The sequence below is a fragment of the Piscicoccus intestinalis NBRC 104926 genome (assembly GCF_001515525.1).
GTDB classification, from domain to species: domain Bacteria; phylum Actinomycetota; class Actinomycetes; order Actinomycetales; family Dermatophilaceae; genus Kineosphaera; species Kineosphaera intestinalis.
Window position 1 is genome coordinate 18,097 of sequence record NZ_BCNQ01000046.1, and the last position, 18,268, is coordinate 36,364.

Genomic DNA, 18,268 nt, shown 5'->3' on the forward strand with positions numbered 1-18,268 from the left:
CGACCTAGCGTCGTCGGCGTGAACCAGAACCTGTGCTCTTCGATCCCCACCGAGCCGTCTGCGCCCCCACCTGCCCCGCCTGCCCCGTCGGCACGGTCGGTGCGGTCGGCGCGGCCGGTGGTCCGCGTGCCGCGGCGGGAGGCGTCGCGATGACGCTGGGCCGCACCCGCTGCGTGGCCCTCGACGGACTCGACGCGGCGGTCGTCGACGTCGAGGCCGACATCGTCTCCGGACTGCCGGCGTTCGCGATCGGGGGCCTGCCCGACGCCGCATGCCGGCAGAGCAGCGATCGCGTCAAAGCGGCGGCCGCGAATCTCGGCACGTCGCTGGCCCAACGGCGCATCACCGTCAACCTCTCACCCGCCTGGCTCCCCAAGGCCGGCACGGTCTACGACCTGGGCATCGCGCTGGCGGTGCTCGCCGCCGACGACCAGGTGCCCCAGGCGCCCATCGAGGACGTCGTGCACATCGGCGAACTCGGGCTCGACGGCACGATCCGCCCGGTGCGCGGGGTGCTGCCGCTGGTGCTCGGCGCGGTGCGCAACGGCCACCGCGTGGTCGTGGTCCCCGAGGCCAACGCCGCGGAGGCAGCCCTGGTCTCCGGTGTGCAGGTCGTGCCCGCGCGTTCCCTCGCCGAGGTCATCGGGCGCTACCGGCGGATCGCCAAGAAGGAGCCTCTCGAGGAGGAGCCGGTGCGACCGGCCGGGGTGCCGGCGCCGGAACGCTCCCGCGACCTGGCCGACATCGCGGGGCAGCCCGAGGCCCGCGGCGCACTCGAGGTGGCCGCGGCCGGAGGCCATCACCTGTTTCTCGTCGGCCCGCCCGGCGCGGGTAAGACGATGCTCGCCGAGTGTCTGCCCGGAGTGCTGCCGCCGCTCGACGACGCCCAGGCGCTGCAGGTGACGGCGATCCACTCGATCCTCGGGGCGCTGCACGACGGGGCGCTCGTGCGCCGCCCGCCGTTCGTCGCGCCGCACCACGACGCCTCCCCGGTGGCGATCATCGGCGGCGGTTCGGGGGCGGTGCGGCCCGGGCTCATCAGCAAGGCCCACCGTGGCGTGCTCCTACTTGATGAGGCTCCGGAGTTCCGGCGGGGTGTGTTGCAGGCGCTGCGGCAACCGCTGGAGTCCGGAGAGGTGACGGTCGCCCGCGCCCGCCAATCGGTGCGCTACCCAGCCAGATTCATGCTCGTGCTGGCGGCCAACCCGTGCCCGTGCGGGCGGGCGGTCGGCAAGGCGATCGCATGCCGGTGCCGCCCGCGGGAGAAGCGGGACTACCTGGCCCGGCTCGGTGGTCCGCTGCTCGACCGAGTCGACCTGCGGGTCTGCGTCGACGCGGTGCGGCTCGGTGACCTGTCGGCGCCGCCGGGGGAGTCCACGGCCGTCGTCGCCGATCGGGTGGCCCAAGCTCGGAGGTTGCAGGCGCAGCGCTGGGCCGGGCAGCGGTGGTCGCTCAACGGAGAGGCGCCCGGGCCGCAGCTGCGGTCGAAGCGCTGGGCCCCGCCGCGGGCGGCGACCGCCGACCTCGACTACGAACTGGAGACCGGAGCACTCACGCTGCGCGGCTACGACCGCGTCCTGCGGGTCGCCTGGACCGTCGCCGACCTGCGCGGCGCCGACGGACCGCCCACCCGCGACGACATCGGCCAGGCCATCCTCCTGCGCGGACAGGACGTGACGGCGGCATGAGCGACATCGGCAACGGCGGCTTGGGCAGCACCGCCTCCGACGACGACCGGTCCGCCCGGGTGCTGGCGCGGGCGTCCTGGAGCCGGCTCGCGGAGCCGGGGGACGAGATCGCCGCCGCCCTGGTGCGCGAACTCGGCCACGAACGGGCGCTCGACGCGTTGCGCACTCGCCGGGAGTCGGCGCTGGAGCGGTTCCGGCCGCGACTGGAATCCCTGTGTGTGCAGCGCGATCTCGACAACGCAGCCCGGGTCGGAGCGCGCGTCGTCATCCCCGGCGACGACGACTGGCCGCCGGGGCTGGACGACCTGCCGAGCCCGCCGCACTGCCTGTGGGCGCGGGGCTCCGGCGACCTGCGGGCCCTGTGCGACCACAGCCTCGCGGTCGTCGGCGCCCGCGCCGCCACCGGTTACGGGGAGCGGCTCGCGGCGAGCCTGGCGGCGGGGGTCGCCTCCCGAGGGGTCACGGTCGTCAGCGGCGCGGCCTACGGCATCGACGCGGCGGCCCATCGCGGCGCCCTCGCGGTCGACGGACCGACGATCGCCGTGCTCGCCTGCGGGGTCGAACGCGCCTACCCCAGCGGGCACCGCGACCTGCTCGACGCGATCGCGGCGAACGGACTCGTCGTCAGCGAACTGCCGCCGGGCTCGGCGCCCATGCGCCAGCGGTTCCTGCAGCGCAACCGGCTCATCGCGACGATGACCGGCGCGACGCTGGTCGTCGAGGCGGGCCTGCGGTCGGGGTCCCGCAACACGGCGGGTACCGCTGGCAAGCACCTGCGGGTCGTCATGGCGACCCCCGGACCGGTGACGTCGCCGGCGTCGGCGGGGTGCCACGAGATGATCCGCGAGCAGCTGGCGGTGCTCGTCACCGATCTGGACGAGGTCATGGAGCTCATCGGTCGCGTCGGTGCGGACGCCGCCCCCGGGCGACCGCGACCCCGGCGTCCCGGCGACGACCTGGAGCCGGACGACCGGCGGGTGCACGACGGGCTCGGGCTGCGGGCTCGCTCGGTCGAGGAGGTCGCGTCGATCGCCGGTGTCTCCCTCGGTCAGGTGCAGGCCTGTCTGGGACGGCTCTCGCTGCGGGGCTACGTGCGGCGCGTCGAGGGCGGCTGGGTGCGGTCGTGACCCTGCGGTCCCGTGTGCATCGTCGTGTTCGGGCGTCTGACCTGCACGTTTCGCGCGTGCTGTTGTCGACAGGACGTGGCGCGGAGCTTGCCGCGGGCCCGTTGCGGTGTCAGCGTGGACAACGTGCCGGTCGATCAACTCCTCCTCGACTTCGAGCGCCACCTGCGGCTGGAGCGCGGCAGGTCGGTGCACACCGTGCGCGCCTACCTCGGCGACGTGCGCAGCGTGCTGACCTTCGCCGCCGAGCGTGGGCACCGACCCGAGCAGGTCGACCTCGCGGACCTACGGGCCTGGCTGGGGCGCGCCGCGGACGCGGGAGCGGCCCGGGCGAGCCTCGCCCGACGCTCGGCGGCCGTCGGCACCTTCTTCCGCTGGGCGCAGGACACCGGCCGTCGAGACGACGACCCGTCGGCGCGACTGTCCCGACCGCGACGCCACCGCACGCTGCCGACCGTGCTGCGCGCCGACGACGCCGCCCGCATGCTCGAACGCCTCGACGCTGCGCGCGAACTCGACGCCGCGGACGAACGCAGCGCCGCGCGCGAACGCAGCGCTGCGAACGCGTCGGCCCCCGCAGGGCACGCCGCTCCGGACCGTCACCCTGACCCAGAGCCTGACCCTGTCGCGGAGGCGGTGCGCCTGCGCGACCTCGCGGTGCTGGAACTGCTCTACGGCTGCGGGCTGCGCGTCGGCGAGCTCGTCGGCCTCGACGTCGACGACCTCGACGAGGCCCGGCGCGTCGTGCGCGTCGTCGGCAAGGGCGACAAAGAACGGGCCGTGCCGTACGGGGTGCCTGCCCAGCGCGCCCTCGACGCCTGGTTGCGCCGGGGCCGCCCGGCGCTCGTTGCCGCCGGCGCCGGCCCGGCGCTTTTCGTCGGCGTGCGGGGCCGGCGGCTCGGGCAGCGGCAGGCGCGCGACTTGGTGCATCGCCGGGTCGGGGGCGTCGAGGGACTCCCCGACATCGGGCCGCACGCGCTTCGGCACAGCGCGGCCACACATCTGCTCGATGGCGGCGCCGACCTGCGTTCGGTGCAAGAGCTGCTCGGCCACGCGAGCCTGGCCACGACGCAGATCTACACCCACGTGTCCACCGAGCGCCTGCGCCGCTCCTACGAGCAGGCCCACCCCCGTGCGTGACCCGCGTCGGGCCCGCCCGATGACGTCGAACCGGACCCGTCCGATGACGCCGGACCGGACCCGCCAGATGACGCCGGCCCGTCGACGCATGCTCGCCCGACGCCGCCGGACTGTCAGTGTGCTCGGCGCACTCCTCGCCACCGCCCTCCTGGTCACCCTCGTCGTGCGGTTGTCCGGTCCAGACGGCCCCCAGACCGAGACCACCGCCTCGGCCTCGGCGCTCGCGGACTCCCCGACCCCCGCCGCCGCGGGCGCGAGTTCGTCGGCCACCTCCCCGGCCCCGACCCCGGCGGCCTCGACCCCGGGCACTGCTGCGTCCGGCGCACCGAGCACACCCGGCACCTCTAGCGCCTCGAACTCCGCCAGCGCCCAGAGCACCGAGGCCATCGCGCGCGGCACGGGCAAACTGACCACCACGATCCCCGCCTCCGGCAGTGGTGAGACGACGGTGCTCGCGCTGCCCGGCTCCGACTCGACGCGCACCGGCCGCACGATCCGGTACACCGTCGAGGTCGAGAAGGGACTCGGGGTGCCTCAGGATCATGTCGCGCACACCGTGCGTGCCGTGCTCACCGACGCTCGCGGCTGGGAGGAGCGCGACGGCGTGCACTTCGTCAACGTCACCCCGGCCGAGCGGGCCAAGGGCGAGTCGGCGCAGGTGCGGATCGTGCTGGGCAGCCCCGCCTACGTCGATCGGCGCTGCCTGCCACTGCGCACGGGTGGCACCCTGTCGTGCCATGCCGACGGCAAGGTGCTGCTCAACGTGCGTCGCTGGGCACAAGGTGCCGACACCTACGGCGACGACATCACGAACTACCGCATCTACCTCATCAATCACGAGGTGGGGCACGCGCTGGGGCACGGCCATCGCAGCTGTCCCGGAGCCGGGAAGCGGGCGCTCGTCATGATCCAGCAGACCAAGAGCCTCGGCGGCTGCACCGCCTGGCCCTGGCCGACCTCACCCTGATCGCCCTGATCGGCTGGCTCTGCCGACCGACGACCCGATCACAGCCCACCGCTGCCGGCTCACCCCTGAGGCAGCAACACGGGGCTGAGCTGGGGCAGCAGGCTCAAGGGATCGAGATACTCCCCGCCCCGCCGGGCGCCCCAGTGCAGACACGACCCGGGCGGGCAGTGCCCCGGCGCGAGCCGACCGACGGCCGCGCCCCGGCCCACCGGCTGGCCGACCTTGACGGTCGCGATGACCGGCTCGTACGTCGTGCGCACGCCGTTGGCGTGCATAATCGACAGCGTCGGCTTCTTGCCGACGCGGCCCGCGAAGACCACGACGCCATTCGCGGGCGCGACGACCTTGGCGCCGGGTCGGGCCCGCAGGTCGACGCCCCGGTGACCCCGGCCCCAGCGTTCGGCGGGCGGATCGAACGGGCGCCCGACCACCGGGTTCTTGGCCAGCGGCGGCTGCCAGCCCGGCCGCGGCACCGCCCGGACCACATCGCGTGCGACGACCGCCGCCCGCACCGCCGTCGCGACGGAGCCGGTGGCGCCCGCCGTCGCCGCGCCGACAGGCACCACCCCCGCCAGCGCGAGCACGACGGGGATGACCGGAACGATGACCATGTGCATGCCCGCCACCGTGCATCACCCGAGCCCGGCCGCGCCGGCGCCGGACCGACTACCTGTGGATGGCCGACACCGCGCGACCGGCCCTGTGGACAGATCGGGGAGAGGTCAGCCGGCGAGCCCGGCGAGCCCCGCGAGCCGCGCCGCCGCCTCCTGCACCACCGGCATCCGCTTGCAGAACGCGAACCGCACGAGTCCTGCGGCAGCCTCCTTGTCGTCGCAGAAGACGCTGACGGGAACGCCGACCACCCCGACCCGTCGCGGCAGCTCCAGGCAGAACTCCACGGCGTCGGAGCCGCCGACCCCGCTCGCGTCGGCGATGACGAAGTACGTGCCGTCCGCTCGCGCGACCGGCAGGCCCGCCTCCTGCAGCCCCGCGACGAGCACGTCGCGCTTGGCCGCCAGGCCCGCCGCGTAGTCGCTGAACACCGAGTCCGGCAGGGCCAGACCGGCGGCCACCGCCGGCTGGAACGGGGCCGAGCCCGCGAACGTGAGGAACTGCTTGACGGTGCGCACCGCCGCGACGAGCTCGGCCGGACCGTGCACCCAGCCGACCTTCCAGCCGGTCGTCGCGAACGTCTTGCCTCCCGAACTGATGGTCAAGGTCCGGGACGCCATCCCCGGCAGCGTCGCGATCGGGGTGTGCTGCGCCGGCGCGTACACGAGGTGCTCGTACACCTCGTCGGCCACGACGATCGCGTCGTGCTCGACCGCCAACCGCGCGATCACCTCCAACTCGGCGGCCGTGAACACCTTGCCCGTCGGGTTGTGCGGGGTGTTCAGCAGCACGAGGCGGGTCCGGTCCGAGAACGCCGCCCGCAGCGACGCCTCGTCGAGCGAGAAGTCCGGAAAGCGCAGCACGCTGGTGCGCCGCGTCGCCCCCGCGAGTGCCACGACCGCTGCGTAGGAGTCGTAGTACGGCTCGAACATGACGACCTCGTCGCCGGCCTCGCACAGCGCGAGCACGCTGGCCGCGATGGCCTCGGTCGCACCCATCGTCACGAGCACCTCGGTGTCGGCGTCGACCGTCAGCCCGTACCGCAGCTGCTGATGCCGCGCGATCGCGTGCCGCAGGTCGACGACGCCTGGCAGCGGCGGGTACTGGTTGTCACCGGCGCGGATCGCGGCGACTGCGACGTCGAGCACCGAGTGCGGGCCGTCCTCGTCGGGAAAGCCCTGCCCGAGGTTGATCGCCCCTGTTTGGTTGGCCAGCGCCGACATCTGCGTGAAGATCGTCGTGCCGAAACCGCGCATCCGGCTCACGAGGGCGGAATCGGGGGCGGGCGGGGTGGCCATGGCGGTCAGCCTAACGACGCATGAACACGGGACGGCGATCGCCGCCCGGCCCCCGCAGGCCGCCCGACGGATTGGATTGCGAGGCCCTGCCCCGGGTATCCTGGCGACACCTGTGGTCTGCAGGGTTCGGCCTCCGCGACAGCCGCGCGAGACGAACCCGGCGAACCGCAGGAATTCGCGCGTCTCTCGTCGGTGCCGCGGCAGCTGCCGCCTCACCGAGACCGTCCGCCCGCAGTCCGGTTCGCGCCGGTGGTGTGCGGTCCAGACGCCAGGGGCCCGGAGGCAATCCCGCCGCCGCGGCCGACAACTGGACCAACGAAAGGCAGACCTCGGCATGGCCGTCGTCACCATGCGCCAGCTCCTGGAGAGCGGCGTCCACTTCGGGCATCAGACCCGTCGCTGGAACCCCAAGATGAAGCGCTTCATCATGACGGAGCGCAACGGCATCTACATCATCGATCTGCAGCAGTCGCTGACCTACATCAACGACGCCTACGACTTCGTCAAGCAGACCGTCGCCCACGGCGGCACCGTGCTGTTCGTCGGCACGAAGAAGCAGGCCCAGGAGCCGATCGCCGAGCAGGCGACCCGCGTGGGCATGCCGTTCGTCAACCACCGCTGGCTCGGCGGCATGCTGACCAACTTCAACACCGTGCACAAGCGGCTCGAGCGCCTCAAGGAGCTCGAGGAGATCGACTTCGACGACGTGGCCGGCTCCGGCCGCACGAAGAAGGAGCTCCTCGTGCTGCGCCGCGAGAAGGAGAAGCTCGAGCGCACGCTCGGCGGCATCCGCGACATGGCCAAGGTGCCCTCGGCGGTCTGGATCGTCGACACTAAGAAGGAGCACCTGGCCGTCACCGAGGCACGCAAGCTCAACCTGCCGGTCATCGCGATCCTCGACACCAACTGCGACCCCGACGAGGTCGACTACAAGATCCCGGGCAACGACGACGCGATCCGCTCCGTCACGCTGCTGACCCGCGTCGTCGCCGACGCGGTCGCCGACGGCCTCATGGCCCGCAGCCAGCGCGGCTCCGGCGACCAGGGTGAGCAGGCCGGCTCGGAGTCCGAGCCGCTGGCCGAGTGGGAGCGTGAGCTCCTCGCGGGCGAGCAGTCCTCGCAGGAGGCGGCCGCCGCGACCGACACCGAGACCGGCCCGAGCTCGGTCGCCCAGGCGGCCGACGAGACGGCCGCGGCCGACGTCGTCGACCCCGCCGAGCAGACCGCCGTGGCGGAGGCCACCGAGGCGGCTGCCGCGGACGTGGCCGGTGTCGAGCCTGTGGAGACCGCCGAGTCTGTGGAGCCCGTCGAGGCCGCTGAGCGCGCCTGAGCATCAGCCACATTCCATTTCGGGAGAAAGAGACACATGGCGAACTACACCGCAGCCGACATCAAGGCCCTGCGCGAGCAGACCGGCGCCGGCATGCTCGACGTCAAGAAGGCCCTTGACGAGGCCGACGGCGACAAGGCCAAGGCCACCGAGATCCTGCGGGTCAAGGGGCTCAAGGGCGTCACCAAGCGCGAGGGCCGCTCGGCCAGCAACGGCCTGGTGGCCGCGCACGTCGACGGCAACGTCGGCACGCTCGTCGAGGTCAACTGCGAGACCGACTTCGTCGCCAAGGGCGAGAAGTTCATCGCGCTCGCCGACACGGTGCTCGACCAGGCCGTCAAGGTCGGCGCGACCGACGCCGAGAGCCTGCTGGCCTCCGAGCTCGACGGCAAGACCGTGCAGTCCGTGCTCGACGACGCCAACGCCACGATCGGCGAGAAGATCGAGGTGCGCCGCGTCGCCCGGGTCGAGGGCCAGCACATCGCGTCCTACCTGCACAAGACCAGCCCCGACCTGCCGCCGCAGGTGGGTGTGCTGTTCGCGTACGACGGCGGCGACGCCGCGCTCGGCCACGACGTCGCGATGCACATCGCCGCGTTCGCCCCGACGGTGCTGACCCGCGACGACGTGCCGGCCGACACGGTCGCCAACGAGCGCCGCATCGCCGAGGAGACCGCCAAGGAGGAGGGCAAGCCGGAGGCCGCCCTCCCGCGCATCGTCGAGGGCCGCGTCAACGGCTACTTCGCCGAGAACGTGCTCCTGGAGCAGAAGTACGCCAAGGACCAGAAGAAGCAGGTCCAGGCCGTGCTCAAGGAGGCCGGAGCGCAGGCCGAGGGCTTCGCCCGGTTCCGCGTCGGAGCCTGATCGCACGAACGCACTCGGGGCCCGTTCCTCCCGCCGGGGAGGGGCGGGCCCCGTCGCGTACCGGGCCATGGCCGGCCACGCCCTGGAGTGACCCGGACGCCGCGCTACCGGCCGACGTGTGAGAATCGTCGGAGTGCCCAGCCGCCTGCACAGGTGCCGACGAAGGGAAGCCGAACCGGTGACGCAGAACAACCGCGCGTACAAGCGTGTGCTCCTCAAGCTCTCGGGCGAAGCCTTCGGAGGCGGTCGCATCGGGGTCGACCCCACGGTCGTCAAGGGCATCGCGCACCAGATCGCGGTGGCCGTCCGCGACGGCATGCAGGTGGCGATCGTCGTCGGGGGCGGCAACTTCTTCCGCGGCGCCGAGCTGCAGCAGCAGGGCATGGAGCGGGCCCGCGCCGACTACATGGGCATGCTCGGCACGGTGATGAACTGCCTCGCGCTCTCGGACTTCCTCGAGAAGGAGGGCGTCGAGACCCGCGTGCAGACCGCCATCACGATGGGCCAGGTCGCCGAGCCGTACATCCCGCGCCGCGCAATCCGGCACCTGGAGAAGGGGCGCAGCGTCGTCTTCGGCGCCGGAGCCGGCATGCCGTACTTCTCCACCGACACCGTCTCCGCGCAACGGGCGCTTGAGATCAAGTGCGATGCGGTACTGATGAGCAAGAACGGTGTCGACGGCGTGTACGACTCCGACCCGCGCAGCAACCCGGACGCGCGCAAGTACGACCGGCTCAGCTATACCGAGGCGCTGCAGGCGGGGCTGAAGGTCGTCGACGCCGCCGCGTTCAGCCTCTGCATGGAGAACCGCCTCCCGATGGTCGTGTTCGGCATGCAGGGCGAGGAGTCGATCACGCGGGCCCTGCGGGGCGAACCGATCGGCACCGAGGTATACGCCGACTGAGGGTCGGCCCCGTCTGAGAGGATGTCCGCGAATGCCCGGGTCAGCCACCCGGGCTCGCGCGGGCACGGAGTTGAGGAGCGGCAGGATGCTGGACGAGACGATGTTCGAGGCCGAGGAGAAGATGGAGAAGGCCGTCGAGGTCGCCAAGGAGGACTTCGCCTCCATTCGCACCGGCCGCGCCTCCGCGGGCATGTTCAACAAGCTGCAGGTCGACTACTACGGCGCGCCGACTCCGCTGCAGCAGCTCGCGTCGTTCCAGACGCCCGAGGCGCGCACGGTGCTCATCACGCCGTACGACAAGTCCTCCATGAACGCCATCGAGAAGGCCCTGCGCGACTCCGACCTCGGCGTCAACCCGAGCAACGACGGCAACACGATCCGGTGCATCCTGCCGCAGCTGACGCAGGAGCGCCGCAAGGAGTACATAAAGATGGTGCACCGCAAGGGTGAAGACGCGAAGGTCTCCATCCGCAACGTGCGCCGCCACGCCAAGGACTCCATCGACAAGCTCGTCAAGGACGGCGAGATCGGCGAAGACGAGGGCACCCGCAGCGAGAAGGAACTCGAAACCCTGACGAAGAAGCACGTCGACCAGGTCGACACGCTGCTCAAGGGCAAGGAGTCCGAGCTGCTCGACGTCTGAGCGCCCTCCCGATCCGCCACCCGCCCGACGAGCGCCAAGGAGCGACGTGACATCGACCCCGGCCACGGCAGGAGGGCCCCCGGCGGGCAAGCCTGCGGGCCGGGCCGGGCGCAACCTGCCGATGGCCATCGGCGTGGCGCTCGTGCTCGGTGGGCTCGCGCTGGCGGCCCTGACCCTGCTGCGCTGGGGCTGGCTGCTGCTGGCGACGCCCGCGATCCTGCTCGCGGTGTGGGAGCTGTACCACGGCATGGAGGCGGGCCGCATCCACGTGCCGCTGGTGCCGGTGTGGCTCGGGGCGGCGGCGATGCTGCCAGCGGCCTATCTCGGCGGGCCCGCCGCGCTCATCGTGGCCTTCGGGCTGACGATCCTCGCCGTCATCTGCTGGCGGGTGTGCCGGGGGCTTGACGACGCGGCCCGCGACATCACCGGCGGCGCCTTCGTCGTCGCGTACGCCCCCTTCCTCGCCGCGTTCTCGGCGCTCATGCTCGCGGCGCCCGACGGCACCCGCCGCGTCATCGTCTTCGTGCTCGTGACGATCGCCAGCGACATCGGCGGCTACGCAGCCGGGGTACTCGCCGGCAAGCACCCGATGGCGCCGTCGGTGAGCCCGAAGAAGTCGTGGGAGGGATTCGCCGGCTCCACGGCGGCGTGCGTGGCGATGGGCGCGATCTTCGTCCCGCTGCTGCTGCACGGAGCCTGGTGGGCGGGCGCTCTTGTCGGTCTCGTCGCCGTGTGCATGGCCACCCTCGGCGACCTCACGGAGTCGATGATCAAACGCGACCTCGGCATCAAGGATCTCGGGAACATCCTGCCCGGCCACGGCGGCATCATGGACCGCATCGACTCCCTGCTGCTGTGCGCCCCCGGCGTGTGGTGGGCCCTGCTGCTGCTCGTGCCGGTCGCGGTGTAGCGACCGGCCGGGCGGCTCGCCGTCGGGGAGTCGCGGCGAGGGGCCCCCTGGCGAGCGCGCGATTCGGCCGCGCGGGGCACCGGCTGCGACACTGGACCGATCATGACCGACCAGCCCACTCCCGTGCGCCTGGAGCGCCGCCGGCCCAATCCCGGCCAGGTGACGTTCACGCCCCCGGGCAACCCGATGCCGCCGACCCACCTCGCCGATCTCGACGTGCCCGGCCGCAAGGCCAGGATGGCGGAGCTGGGGCACAAGCCGTTTCGCGCCGCGCAGCTCTCGACGCACTACTTCGAGCACTGGAGCAGCGACCCCGCCGACATGACCGACCTGCCGAAGGTCGGGCGCGCTGAGCTCGTCGAGGCGATGCTGCCGACGCTGCTGACGCCGGTGCGGCACCTGGAGGCCGACGGCGGCGCGACGGTGAAGTCGGTGTGGCGGCTGCACGACGGGGCGCTTATCGAGTCGGTACTCATGCGGTACTCGCGGCGGGTCACGCTGTGCATCTCGAGCCAGGCCGGGTGCGGCATGAACTGCCCGTTCTGCGCCACCGGCCAGGAGGGCTTCACCCGCAACCTGTCGACCGCGGAGATGGTCGAGCAGGTCGTCGCCGCCAACCGGATGCTGCGCGAAGGGCCGCGGGGGTTGAGCGGCCCGGCATCCGGCATCGAGCTGCCCGCCGGCGCGGCCGGCGCCTTCGACACCCCCGACGAACCCGAGTCGTCGCAGGAGCCTGAGCAGCCCGGCGCCGAGGGTCCGGCGCGGCGGGTCAACAACGTCGTGTTCATGGGCATGGGGGAGGCCCTCATCAACTACAAGCGGGCGGTCGCGGCGATCCGGCGCATGGTCGACCCGACCCCGGCGGGCCTGGGCATGTCGGCGCGCGGCATCACGATGAGCAGCGTCGGGCTCGTGCCGGGCATCGACCGGCTCGCCGGCGAGGGCATCCCGGTGACGCTGGCCCTGAGCCTGCATGCCCCGGACGACGAGCTGCGCGACGAGCTCGTGCCGATCAACAACCGATACAAGGTCGACGCGGCGCTCGATGCGGCGTACCGCTACTTCGAGGCGACCGGCCGGCGCGTGAGCATCGAGTACGCGCTGATCCGCGACATCAACGACCACGCCTGGCGCGGAGACCTGCTCGGCGCCAAGCTCGCCGCCCGCGGCAGCGGCTGGGTGCACGTCAACCCGATCCCGCTCAACCCGACTCCGGGGTCGAAGTGGACGGCCAGCCGCCCGGGCGTCGAGCAGCAGTTCGTCGAGCGCATCCGCGCCCACGGCATCCCGGTCACCGTGCGCGACACCCGCGGCAGTGACATCGACGGCGCCTGCGGCCAGCTCGCGGCTGTGACCGCCTGAGCCGAGCCCGTTCCGACGCTCCGGCCGAGCCCACGCAACCCGTCGTGGCGCCCGGTCAGCTCAGGCAGCGCGTTCCGGCGCCCTCCGGCGACGCCACGCTCCCCGGGCGGCGCTGAGGCGCGCTCAGCAGTTTATCCACAGCCTGTGGACACCGCTCGGACGTACACCGTCGGCGCCCGGCAAGAGCCCGATTCGCATCACCGCAGGTCAGGTGCTTGTGTCAAGACATCGGCTTTTCACGGTGTACGTCCTAACGGTCGCGGCACCTCGTCACCGCGTGAGGCCGGGCCGCGTACAGCTCGATCCAGTCCTGGCGGCCGAGCGCCTTCGGCAGATCTCGGGCGCCAAGACCCCGAGCGCCGAGCCAGGCGCGCGCCGCCGGCGCCGAGCCGAACGTTGTGCGCGCCAGAATCTGCGCGAGGCCGCGGCCGCGGCCGGTGAAGACGCGGTGCACGAGGCTCTGGTAATGGCGCCGCTGGGTAACCGGGATCGCCGGGGCCGGATCGCGGCGGATCACCAGCAGGCCGCCGTCGACACCGGGCCGCGGGGTGAAGGCGTCCGCCGGCACGCGGCCGGCCTGCTCGAAGGTGAACCACGGCCACCACTGCGCGGTCATCATGCTCGCGCCGCCGACCCCGGCCCGCCGCCGCGCGACCTCCCACTGCACGAGGAGTATCGCGTCGGTCCAGCTGGGCGCGTGCAGGATCCGCCGCAGGATCGCCGTCGTCTGCGAGAACGGCAGGTTGCCGACGAGCACGTGCGGGGTCGCCGGTAACCGGTAATGCAGAAAGTCGGCCCGCTCGACGCGCACGTCGGGCAAGCGCCGCCGCAGCGCCGACGCGCGGCCGGCGTCGATCTCGACCGCCGTCAGCGGCCGGCCGAGGCGGGCCAAGGGTGCGGTGAGGGCACCGTCTCCGGGGCCGATCTCGGTGATTGGTCCGGCGGTGTCGTCGACCAGCCGCACGATCGCGGCGATCGTCGCGGGGTCGGTGAGGAAGTTCTGGCCGTGCTCGTGCCGGCCGTGTCGGTAGGTGGGCACTGCTGCTCCGTCGGTCGTCGGAGCCGGGCGTCGCGAGGCAACAAGAGACGACACGAGGCGCCACGAAGGCGCCGCCCGGCGGGTGATCCGCGGGCGGGGAGCACAGGGCTCGCCGCCGTCAGCGGCTGCGCAGCCGCAGGGAGGCAGTGCCGGTGACCAACATGGCGGCAGATTAGGCGTCCGAGCCCCGCACGAGCCACCGAATTTCGGCCGCGTTGATCCGCTCGCCCACCTGGGCGACGAGCCCGCGCAGCCAGCGGTGCCCGGGGTCGGCCCGGTAGATGGGATGCCACCACAGCGACTGCTTCAGCGGCACGACGTCCCACGGGCATTCGAGCACGCGCACGCCCGCGGCGTCGGCGAGCAGGGTGGCCAGGCGCCGCTGGATGAGCGCGATGCGATCCGTACCGGCGACGACGAAGGGCAGCGCGAGGAAGCTCTCGGTGACCAGCTCGAGGCTCGGCTCGACGCCCAGCGCGCGCAGCTGCTGCACCGCCGGGGTGTACGCGGTCGGGCGGTGGTACGTGACCGCCCACCGCAGCCGGCGGACGTCGTCCATCGTCAGCCGCGACCCGACCTGCGCGTCGGGCGAGACGATGCAGACCCACTCGTCGTCGTACACGGGCACCGAGGGCACGTCGACGAGGAATCCGTGCGGAAGCACGAGGCCATCGAAGGACCGCAGGGTCTGGGCCGCGTTCTCGACGTGGTCGAGGCTCTGCTGATGCAGCCGCAGCCGCACGTCGGGACCCTCGGCGGCAATGGCCGCGGCCAGCGGTGGGCCGAGGATCGTCGCGGTGTAGTCGGAGACCACGAGCGTGAACTCGCGTTGCGAGGTGCTCGGGTCGAAGCCCGGCGTGGCGTCGAACACCCGGCGCACCTCCTCGACGGCCGCCGGAACCCGGGCGGCGAGCTGGCCGGCCAGCTCGGTCAGCTCGTACCGGTTGCCGCGCCGCAGCAGCAGCTCGTCGCCGAAATGCCTTCGCAGCCGAGCCAGTCCGGCCGAGACCGCGGGCTGGCTCAGGCCGAGTCGGTGCGCGGCGCGGGTCACATTGCGTTCGTGCAGCAGCGCGTCGAGCTGCAGCAGCAGGTTGAGGTCGAGGTTGCGCAGGCTGTCGGCCACGGGCCCCAGGGTACGACGGGTATCGACCGCGTCGATGATTGCTATCGCTAAGTCGCTCTTCCGTGATACCCGCGGTGTCCGGCACCGTAGGTGCTCGGGGAGCCATTGGGGTGTCGCAGGGGTGACGTCGTGACGCCTCCAGGGGCCTGGCCTGACAACGTCGTCACACGCTCGGAGAACTCGCATGCCAGCAGTACAGAACGTCCTGGTCGTCGGAGCCGGTGCGGCCGGCTCGGCGGCCGCCATCGCCCTCGCGCGGGCCGGGGTGCGCGTCGACCTCATCGACACCGCCGCCTCCGTCAACGCCCTCGGCTCCGGAATCACGCTGCAGGGCAACGCCCTGCGCGAGCTGCGCGCCCTCGGCGTGTGGGAGGCGTGCCGCGACCAGGGGTACGCGTTCGAGGGGCTGGGGCTTCGGGCTCCGGACCCGGCCGGCACCCTCATCGCCGAGATCCCCGAGCTGCGCACCGGCGGCGACGACCCGCCCGCGACGATGGGCATGTACCGCCCGGCGCTCGCGCAGATCCTCATCGACCGGGCGGCCGAGGTCGGCGCGCGGGTGCGTTTCGGCACCCGGTACAACGCGTTCCTGCAGGACGACGACGGCGTGCACGTCGACTTCGCCGACGGCTCCACCGGCCGCTACGACCTGCTCGTCGGCGCCGACGGCATCAACTCCCAGACCCGCCGGGGTCTCGGCATCGACGTCGAGCCGCGCGGCATCGGGCTGGGCATCTGGCGCTGCTTCGGCCCACGCCCGGAGTCGGTGACCCGCACCGACCTCATCTACGGCGGCCCCAGCTACATCGCCGGCTACTGCCCGACCAGCGAGGACACGCTCTACGCCTACATTGTCGAGGACTACCAGGACCGTTCCGGCCTCAGCCCCCAGCAGGGCCTGGAGGTCATGCGTTCCCTCGCCGAGGCCTACCACGGGCCGTGGGACGAGATCCGCGACAACCTCACCGACGCCTCCCGCGTGCATTACACCCGGTTCTCCACCCACGTCGTGCCCGCCCCCTGGCATCGCGGTCGCGTCGTGCTCATCGGTGACGCCGCGCACACCTGCCCGCCCACCATCGCCCAGGGCGCCGCTCAGGCCTTCGAGGACGCCGCGGTCCTCGCCGATGTGATCGTGCGCCGCGACACCCTCGACGAGGACGCGTGGGCCGAGTTCACCGACCGTCGCTTCGCGCGGGCCAAGGCCGTCGTCGACGCCTCGATGCAACTGGCCCAGTGGCAGCTCGACCACGAACGCGGCGACGTGCCCGGCCTCATGCGCGGCATCAGCCAGATGCTCGCCACCCCCGCCTGAATTTCACACTGTTCTTTGGAGAAGACATGACCGACCGGCTCATCACGCACCTGCGGCACGTCGACCTCGCCGTGCCCGACTACGCCGCTCAACTCGAGTTCTACACGCGCATGTGGGGGCTGGAGGCGGAGACGACCGACGACGGCATCGCGTTCCTCGCGGCCGCCGGCTCGCCCGAGCAGTACTCGGTGCGGCTGCGCAAGGCGGACGAGAAGCGCCTCGACCTCATCAGCTTCGGCGCCGCGAACCGCGACGACGTCGACACCCTCGCGCAGAACCTCGGCCGCGACGGCGTGCAGCTCGTCAGCGAGCCCGACGCGCTGACCACCCCGGGCGGCGGATACGGCTTCCGGTTCTTCGACAACGAGGGCCGCACGATCGAGGTCTCCTGCGACGTGCAGGTGCGCAGCCACCGCAAGGTCGAGGCGGGGGAGTCGGTGCCGGTCAAGCTCAGCCACGTCGTCGTCAACTCCGCCCGCCCGGAGGAGACCGTCGCGTTCTACGACAAGCACCTGAGCTTCGCGCTGTCCGACACCCTGTACTCCCCGCACCTGGGCGAGATGATGTGGTTCCTGCGCACCAACGCCGTGCACCACTCGATGGCCATCGCCCGCGGCCCGCACGCCTCCCTGCACCACGCGAGCTTCGAGATGCGCGGCATCGACGAGTACATGCGCGGCACCGGCCGGCTGCTGCGCGGCGGCGTCGAGAAGGTCTGGGGCCCGGGGCGGCACATGGCCGGCAACAACACGTTCAGCTACTTCCTCGACCCGCACGGCAACACCCTGGAGTACACCACCGAGCTCGAACTGCTCGACGAGGACTCCTGGCACCCGCACCTGTACGACTTCACCGACCCGCAGGTCAGCGACCAGTGGGGCACCGCGAACCCGATGAGCGAGTTCGTCGCCGCCAAGTCGTTCAACGACCCCGACCGCGGCCTGTTCGTCGCGCCGCCGGTGTGAGCGCGGTGAGCGCGGCATGAAACTCGCCACCTTCGCCCGCGGCGGCGCCCGCCGGGTCGGGCTCGTCGAGGTCGGCGACGCCCCCGGCTCCGGGATCGTCTACCCCTTCGGCGTCGGACTGACGATGCGCGACGTCATCGACGCCGGGCTCGACGCCGCCGCGCGGTTGGCGCAACGCGCCCGCGAGTCGGAGCCGGTGCCCCTGGAGTCGGTGCGGCTGCTGCCTCCGCTGCGGCCGGCGAGCGTGCGTGACTGCGTGGCGTTCGCCGAGCACGTCGAGGGCTTGCGGCGCAGCGTCGACGGCGCCACCGGCGAGGGTGCCGATCTTGTACCGGACGCCTGGTACGACGCGCCGACCTTCTACTTCACCAACCCGCACGCGATCTACGGCCCGGGCGACGCGGTGCCGTTCCCCGCGCGGAGCCGGGCCCGCGACTTCGAGCTCGAGGTGGCGGTGATCGTCGGCGCGCCCGGCACATCGCTGAGCGAGGAGCAGGCCCGCGAGCACGTCTTCGGGTACACGATCATGAACGACTGGTCGGCCCGCGACCTGCAGTCGCGCGAGATGCAGGTGCGGCTCGGCCCGGCCAAGGGCAAGGACTTCGCGACGAGCCTGGGCCCGTGGATCGTCACGGCCGACGAGCTCGACGACCGGCGCGACGCCGACGGCTTTCTCGACCTGTGGTGCTCCGTCGACGTCAACGGCGAGCGCGTGGGGGAGGATCTGCTGAGCAACGTCGGCTGGACGTTCGAGGCGATGATCGCCTACGCCTCCCGCGACTCGCGCGTGCTCGTCGGCGACGTCATCGGCTCCGGCACCACCGGCAACGGCGGCTGCCTCGCCGAGCTGTGGGGCCGCCGCGGAGCGCAGGACCCGCCGCCGCTCGTCGACGGCGACGTCGTCACGCTCACCGTCGAGGGCCTGGGGTCGCTGACCAACACCGTGACCAGCGCGCCACCCACGCCCGCGCCGGGCGGCCCCCG

Annotated in this window: 17 protein-coding genes; 13 read left to right on the forward strand and 4 right to left on the reverse strand. The window is 72.4% G+C overall.

What is annotated here, in order from left to right; translation table 11 throughout:
- Window positions 1-32 precede the first annotated feature (32 nt).
- The 4 genes from PINTE_RS08940 (at window position 33) to PINTE_RS08955 (ending at window position 4,919) form a co-directional block, all read left to right on the forward strand.
- On the forward strand, window positions 33-1,688 hold the full coding sequence (locus tag PINTE_RS08940; RefSeq protein ID WP_306304849.1) for a YifB family Mg chelatase-like AAA ATPase: 1,656 nt from the start codon (window positions 33-35) through the stop codon (window positions 1,686-1,688).
- Window positions 1,685-2,815, forward strand: coding sequence for a DNA-processing protein DprA (gene dprA / locus PINTE_RS08945; RefSeq protein WP_084343401.1), 1,131 nt, complete (start codon window positions 1,685-1,687; stop codon window positions 2,813-2,815). The genes PINTE_RS08940 and dprA overlap by 4 nt, the downstream gene beginning before the upstream one ends.
- Window positions 2,816-2,929: 114 nt before the next feature.
- The gene (locus PINTE_RS08950; RefSeq protein ID WP_157087146.1) at window positions 2,930-3,952 is read left to right on the forward strand and encodes a tyrosine recombinase XerC; all 1,023 of its coding nucleotides are present in this window, start codon (window positions 2,930-2,932) and stop codon (window positions 3,950-3,952) included.
- A gap of 118 nt (window positions 3,953-4,070) precedes the next feature.
- Window positions 4,071-4,919 carry a DUF3152 domain-containing protein gene (locus tag PINTE_RS08955; RefSeq protein ID WP_068428913.1) on the forward strand — a complete coding sequence of 283 codons (849 nt, stop codon included), beginning with the start codon at window positions 4,071-4,073 and terminating at the stop codon, window positions 4,917-4,919.
- 59 nt (window positions 4,920-4,978) lie between these two features.
- Here the strand turns inward: PINTE_RS08955 and PINTE_RS08960 are convergent, their stop codons facing one another.
- Together PINTE_RS08960 and PINTE_RS08965 are read right to left on the reverse strand one after the other, a co-directional pair.
- A complete protein-coding gene (locus PINTE_RS08960) occupies window positions 4,979-5,536 on the reverse strand; it encodes a M23 family metallopeptidase (protein WP_217996545.1) in 558 nt (185 codons plus the stop codon).
- A 105-nt stretch (window positions 5,537-5,641) separates the two neighbouring features.
- Window positions 5,642-6,829, reverse strand: a complete 1,188-nt coding sequence (locus PINTE_RS08965) for a pyridoxal phosphate-dependent aminotransferase (protein WP_068428920.1) — start codon at window positions 6,827-6,829, stop codon at window positions 5,642-5,644.
- 334 nt (window positions 6,830-7,163) lie between these two features.
- Here PINTE_RS08965 and rpsB point away from each other — a divergent pair, with 334 nt between their 5' ends.
- The 6 genes from rpsB (at window position 7,164) to rlmN (ending at window position 12,842) form a co-directional block, all read left to right on the forward strand.
- The gene (gene rpsB, locus PINTE_RS08970) at window positions 7,164-8,159 is read left to right on the forward strand and encodes a 30S ribosomal protein S2 (RefSeq protein WP_068428922.1); all 996 of its coding nucleotides are present in this window, start codon (window positions 7,164-7,166) and stop codon (window positions 8,157-8,159) included.
- Between the two features lie 36 nt (window positions 8,160-8,195).
- Window positions 8,196-9,023, forward strand: a complete 828-nt coding sequence (tsf, locus tag PINTE_RS08975) for a translation elongation factor Ts (protein WP_068428927.1) — start codon at window positions 8,196-8,198, stop codon at window positions 9,021-9,023.
- A gap of 178 nt (window positions 9,024-9,201) precedes the next feature.
- Complete coding sequence (pyrH, locus tag PINTE_RS08980; protein ID WP_068428930.1) at window positions 9,202-9,927, forward strand: UMP kinase; 726 nt, start codon at window positions 9,202-9,204, stop codon at window positions 9,925-9,927.
- Between the two features lie 85 nt (window positions 9,928-10,012).
- Window positions 10,013-10,570: a ribosome recycling factor gene (gene frr, locus PINTE_RS08985; protein ID WP_068428931.1), complete on the forward strand. Its 558-nt coding sequence runs from the start codon at window positions 10,013-10,015 to the stop codon at window positions 10,568-10,570.
- Window positions 10,571-10,616: 46 nt separating this feature from the next.
- A complete protein-coding gene (locus PINTE_RS08990; RefSeq protein ID WP_068428932.1) occupies window positions 10,617-11,480 on the forward strand; it encodes a phosphatidate cytidylyltransferase in 864 nt (287 codons plus the stop codon).
- A 102-nt stretch (window positions 11,481-11,582) separates the two neighbouring features.
- Window positions 11,583-12,842 carry a 23S rRNA (adenine(2503)-C(2))-methyltransferase RlmN gene (gene rlmN, locus PINTE_RS08995; RefSeq protein ID WP_068428938.1) on the forward strand — a complete coding sequence of 420 codons (1,260 nt, stop codon included), beginning with the start codon at window positions 11,583-11,585 and terminating at the stop codon, window positions 12,840-12,842.
- 250 nt (window positions 12,843-13,092) lie between these two features.
- Here rlmN and erm read toward each other — a convergent pair whose 3' ends face one another.
- Both erm and PINTE_RS09005 read right to left on the reverse strand, forming a co-directional pair.
- On the reverse strand, window positions 13,093-13,881 hold the full coding sequence (erm, locus tag PINTE_RS09000) for a 23S ribosomal RNA methyltransferase Erm (RefSeq protein WP_068428941.1): 789 nt from the start codon (window positions 13,879-13,881) through the stop codon (window positions 13,093-13,095).
- 172 nt (window positions 13,882-14,053) lie between these two features.
- Window positions 14,054-15,004 carry a LysR family transcriptional regulator gene (locus PINTE_RS09005; RefSeq protein WP_068428944.1) on the reverse strand — a complete coding sequence of 317 codons (951 nt, stop codon included), beginning with the start codon at window positions 15,002-15,004 and terminating at the stop codon, window positions 14,054-14,056.
- A 184-nt stretch (window positions 15,005-15,188) separates the two neighbouring features.
- Between PINTE_RS09005 and PINTE_RS09010 the strand changes: the two genes are divergently transcribed.
- From PINTE_RS09010 to PINTE_RS09020, 3 genes are all read left to right on the forward strand, one after another.
- Window positions 15,189-16,319: an FAD-dependent monooxygenase gene (locus PINTE_RS09010; RefSeq protein WP_068428946.1), complete on the forward strand. Its 1,131-nt coding sequence runs from the start codon at window positions 15,189-15,191 to the stop codon at window positions 16,317-16,319.
- Window positions 16,320-16,345: 26 nt separating this feature from the next.
- Window positions 16,346-17,284, forward strand: a complete 939-nt coding sequence (locus PINTE_RS09015) for a VOC family protein (RefSeq protein ID WP_068428949.1) — start codon at window positions 16,346-16,348, stop codon at window positions 17,282-17,284.
- A 16-nt stretch (window positions 17,285-17,300) separates the two neighbouring features.
- Window positions 17,301-18,268 (forward strand): fumarylacetoacetate hydrolase family protein (locus tag PINTE_RS09020; protein ID WP_068428951.1); only part of this gene is annotated, 968 nt, incomplete at its 3' end.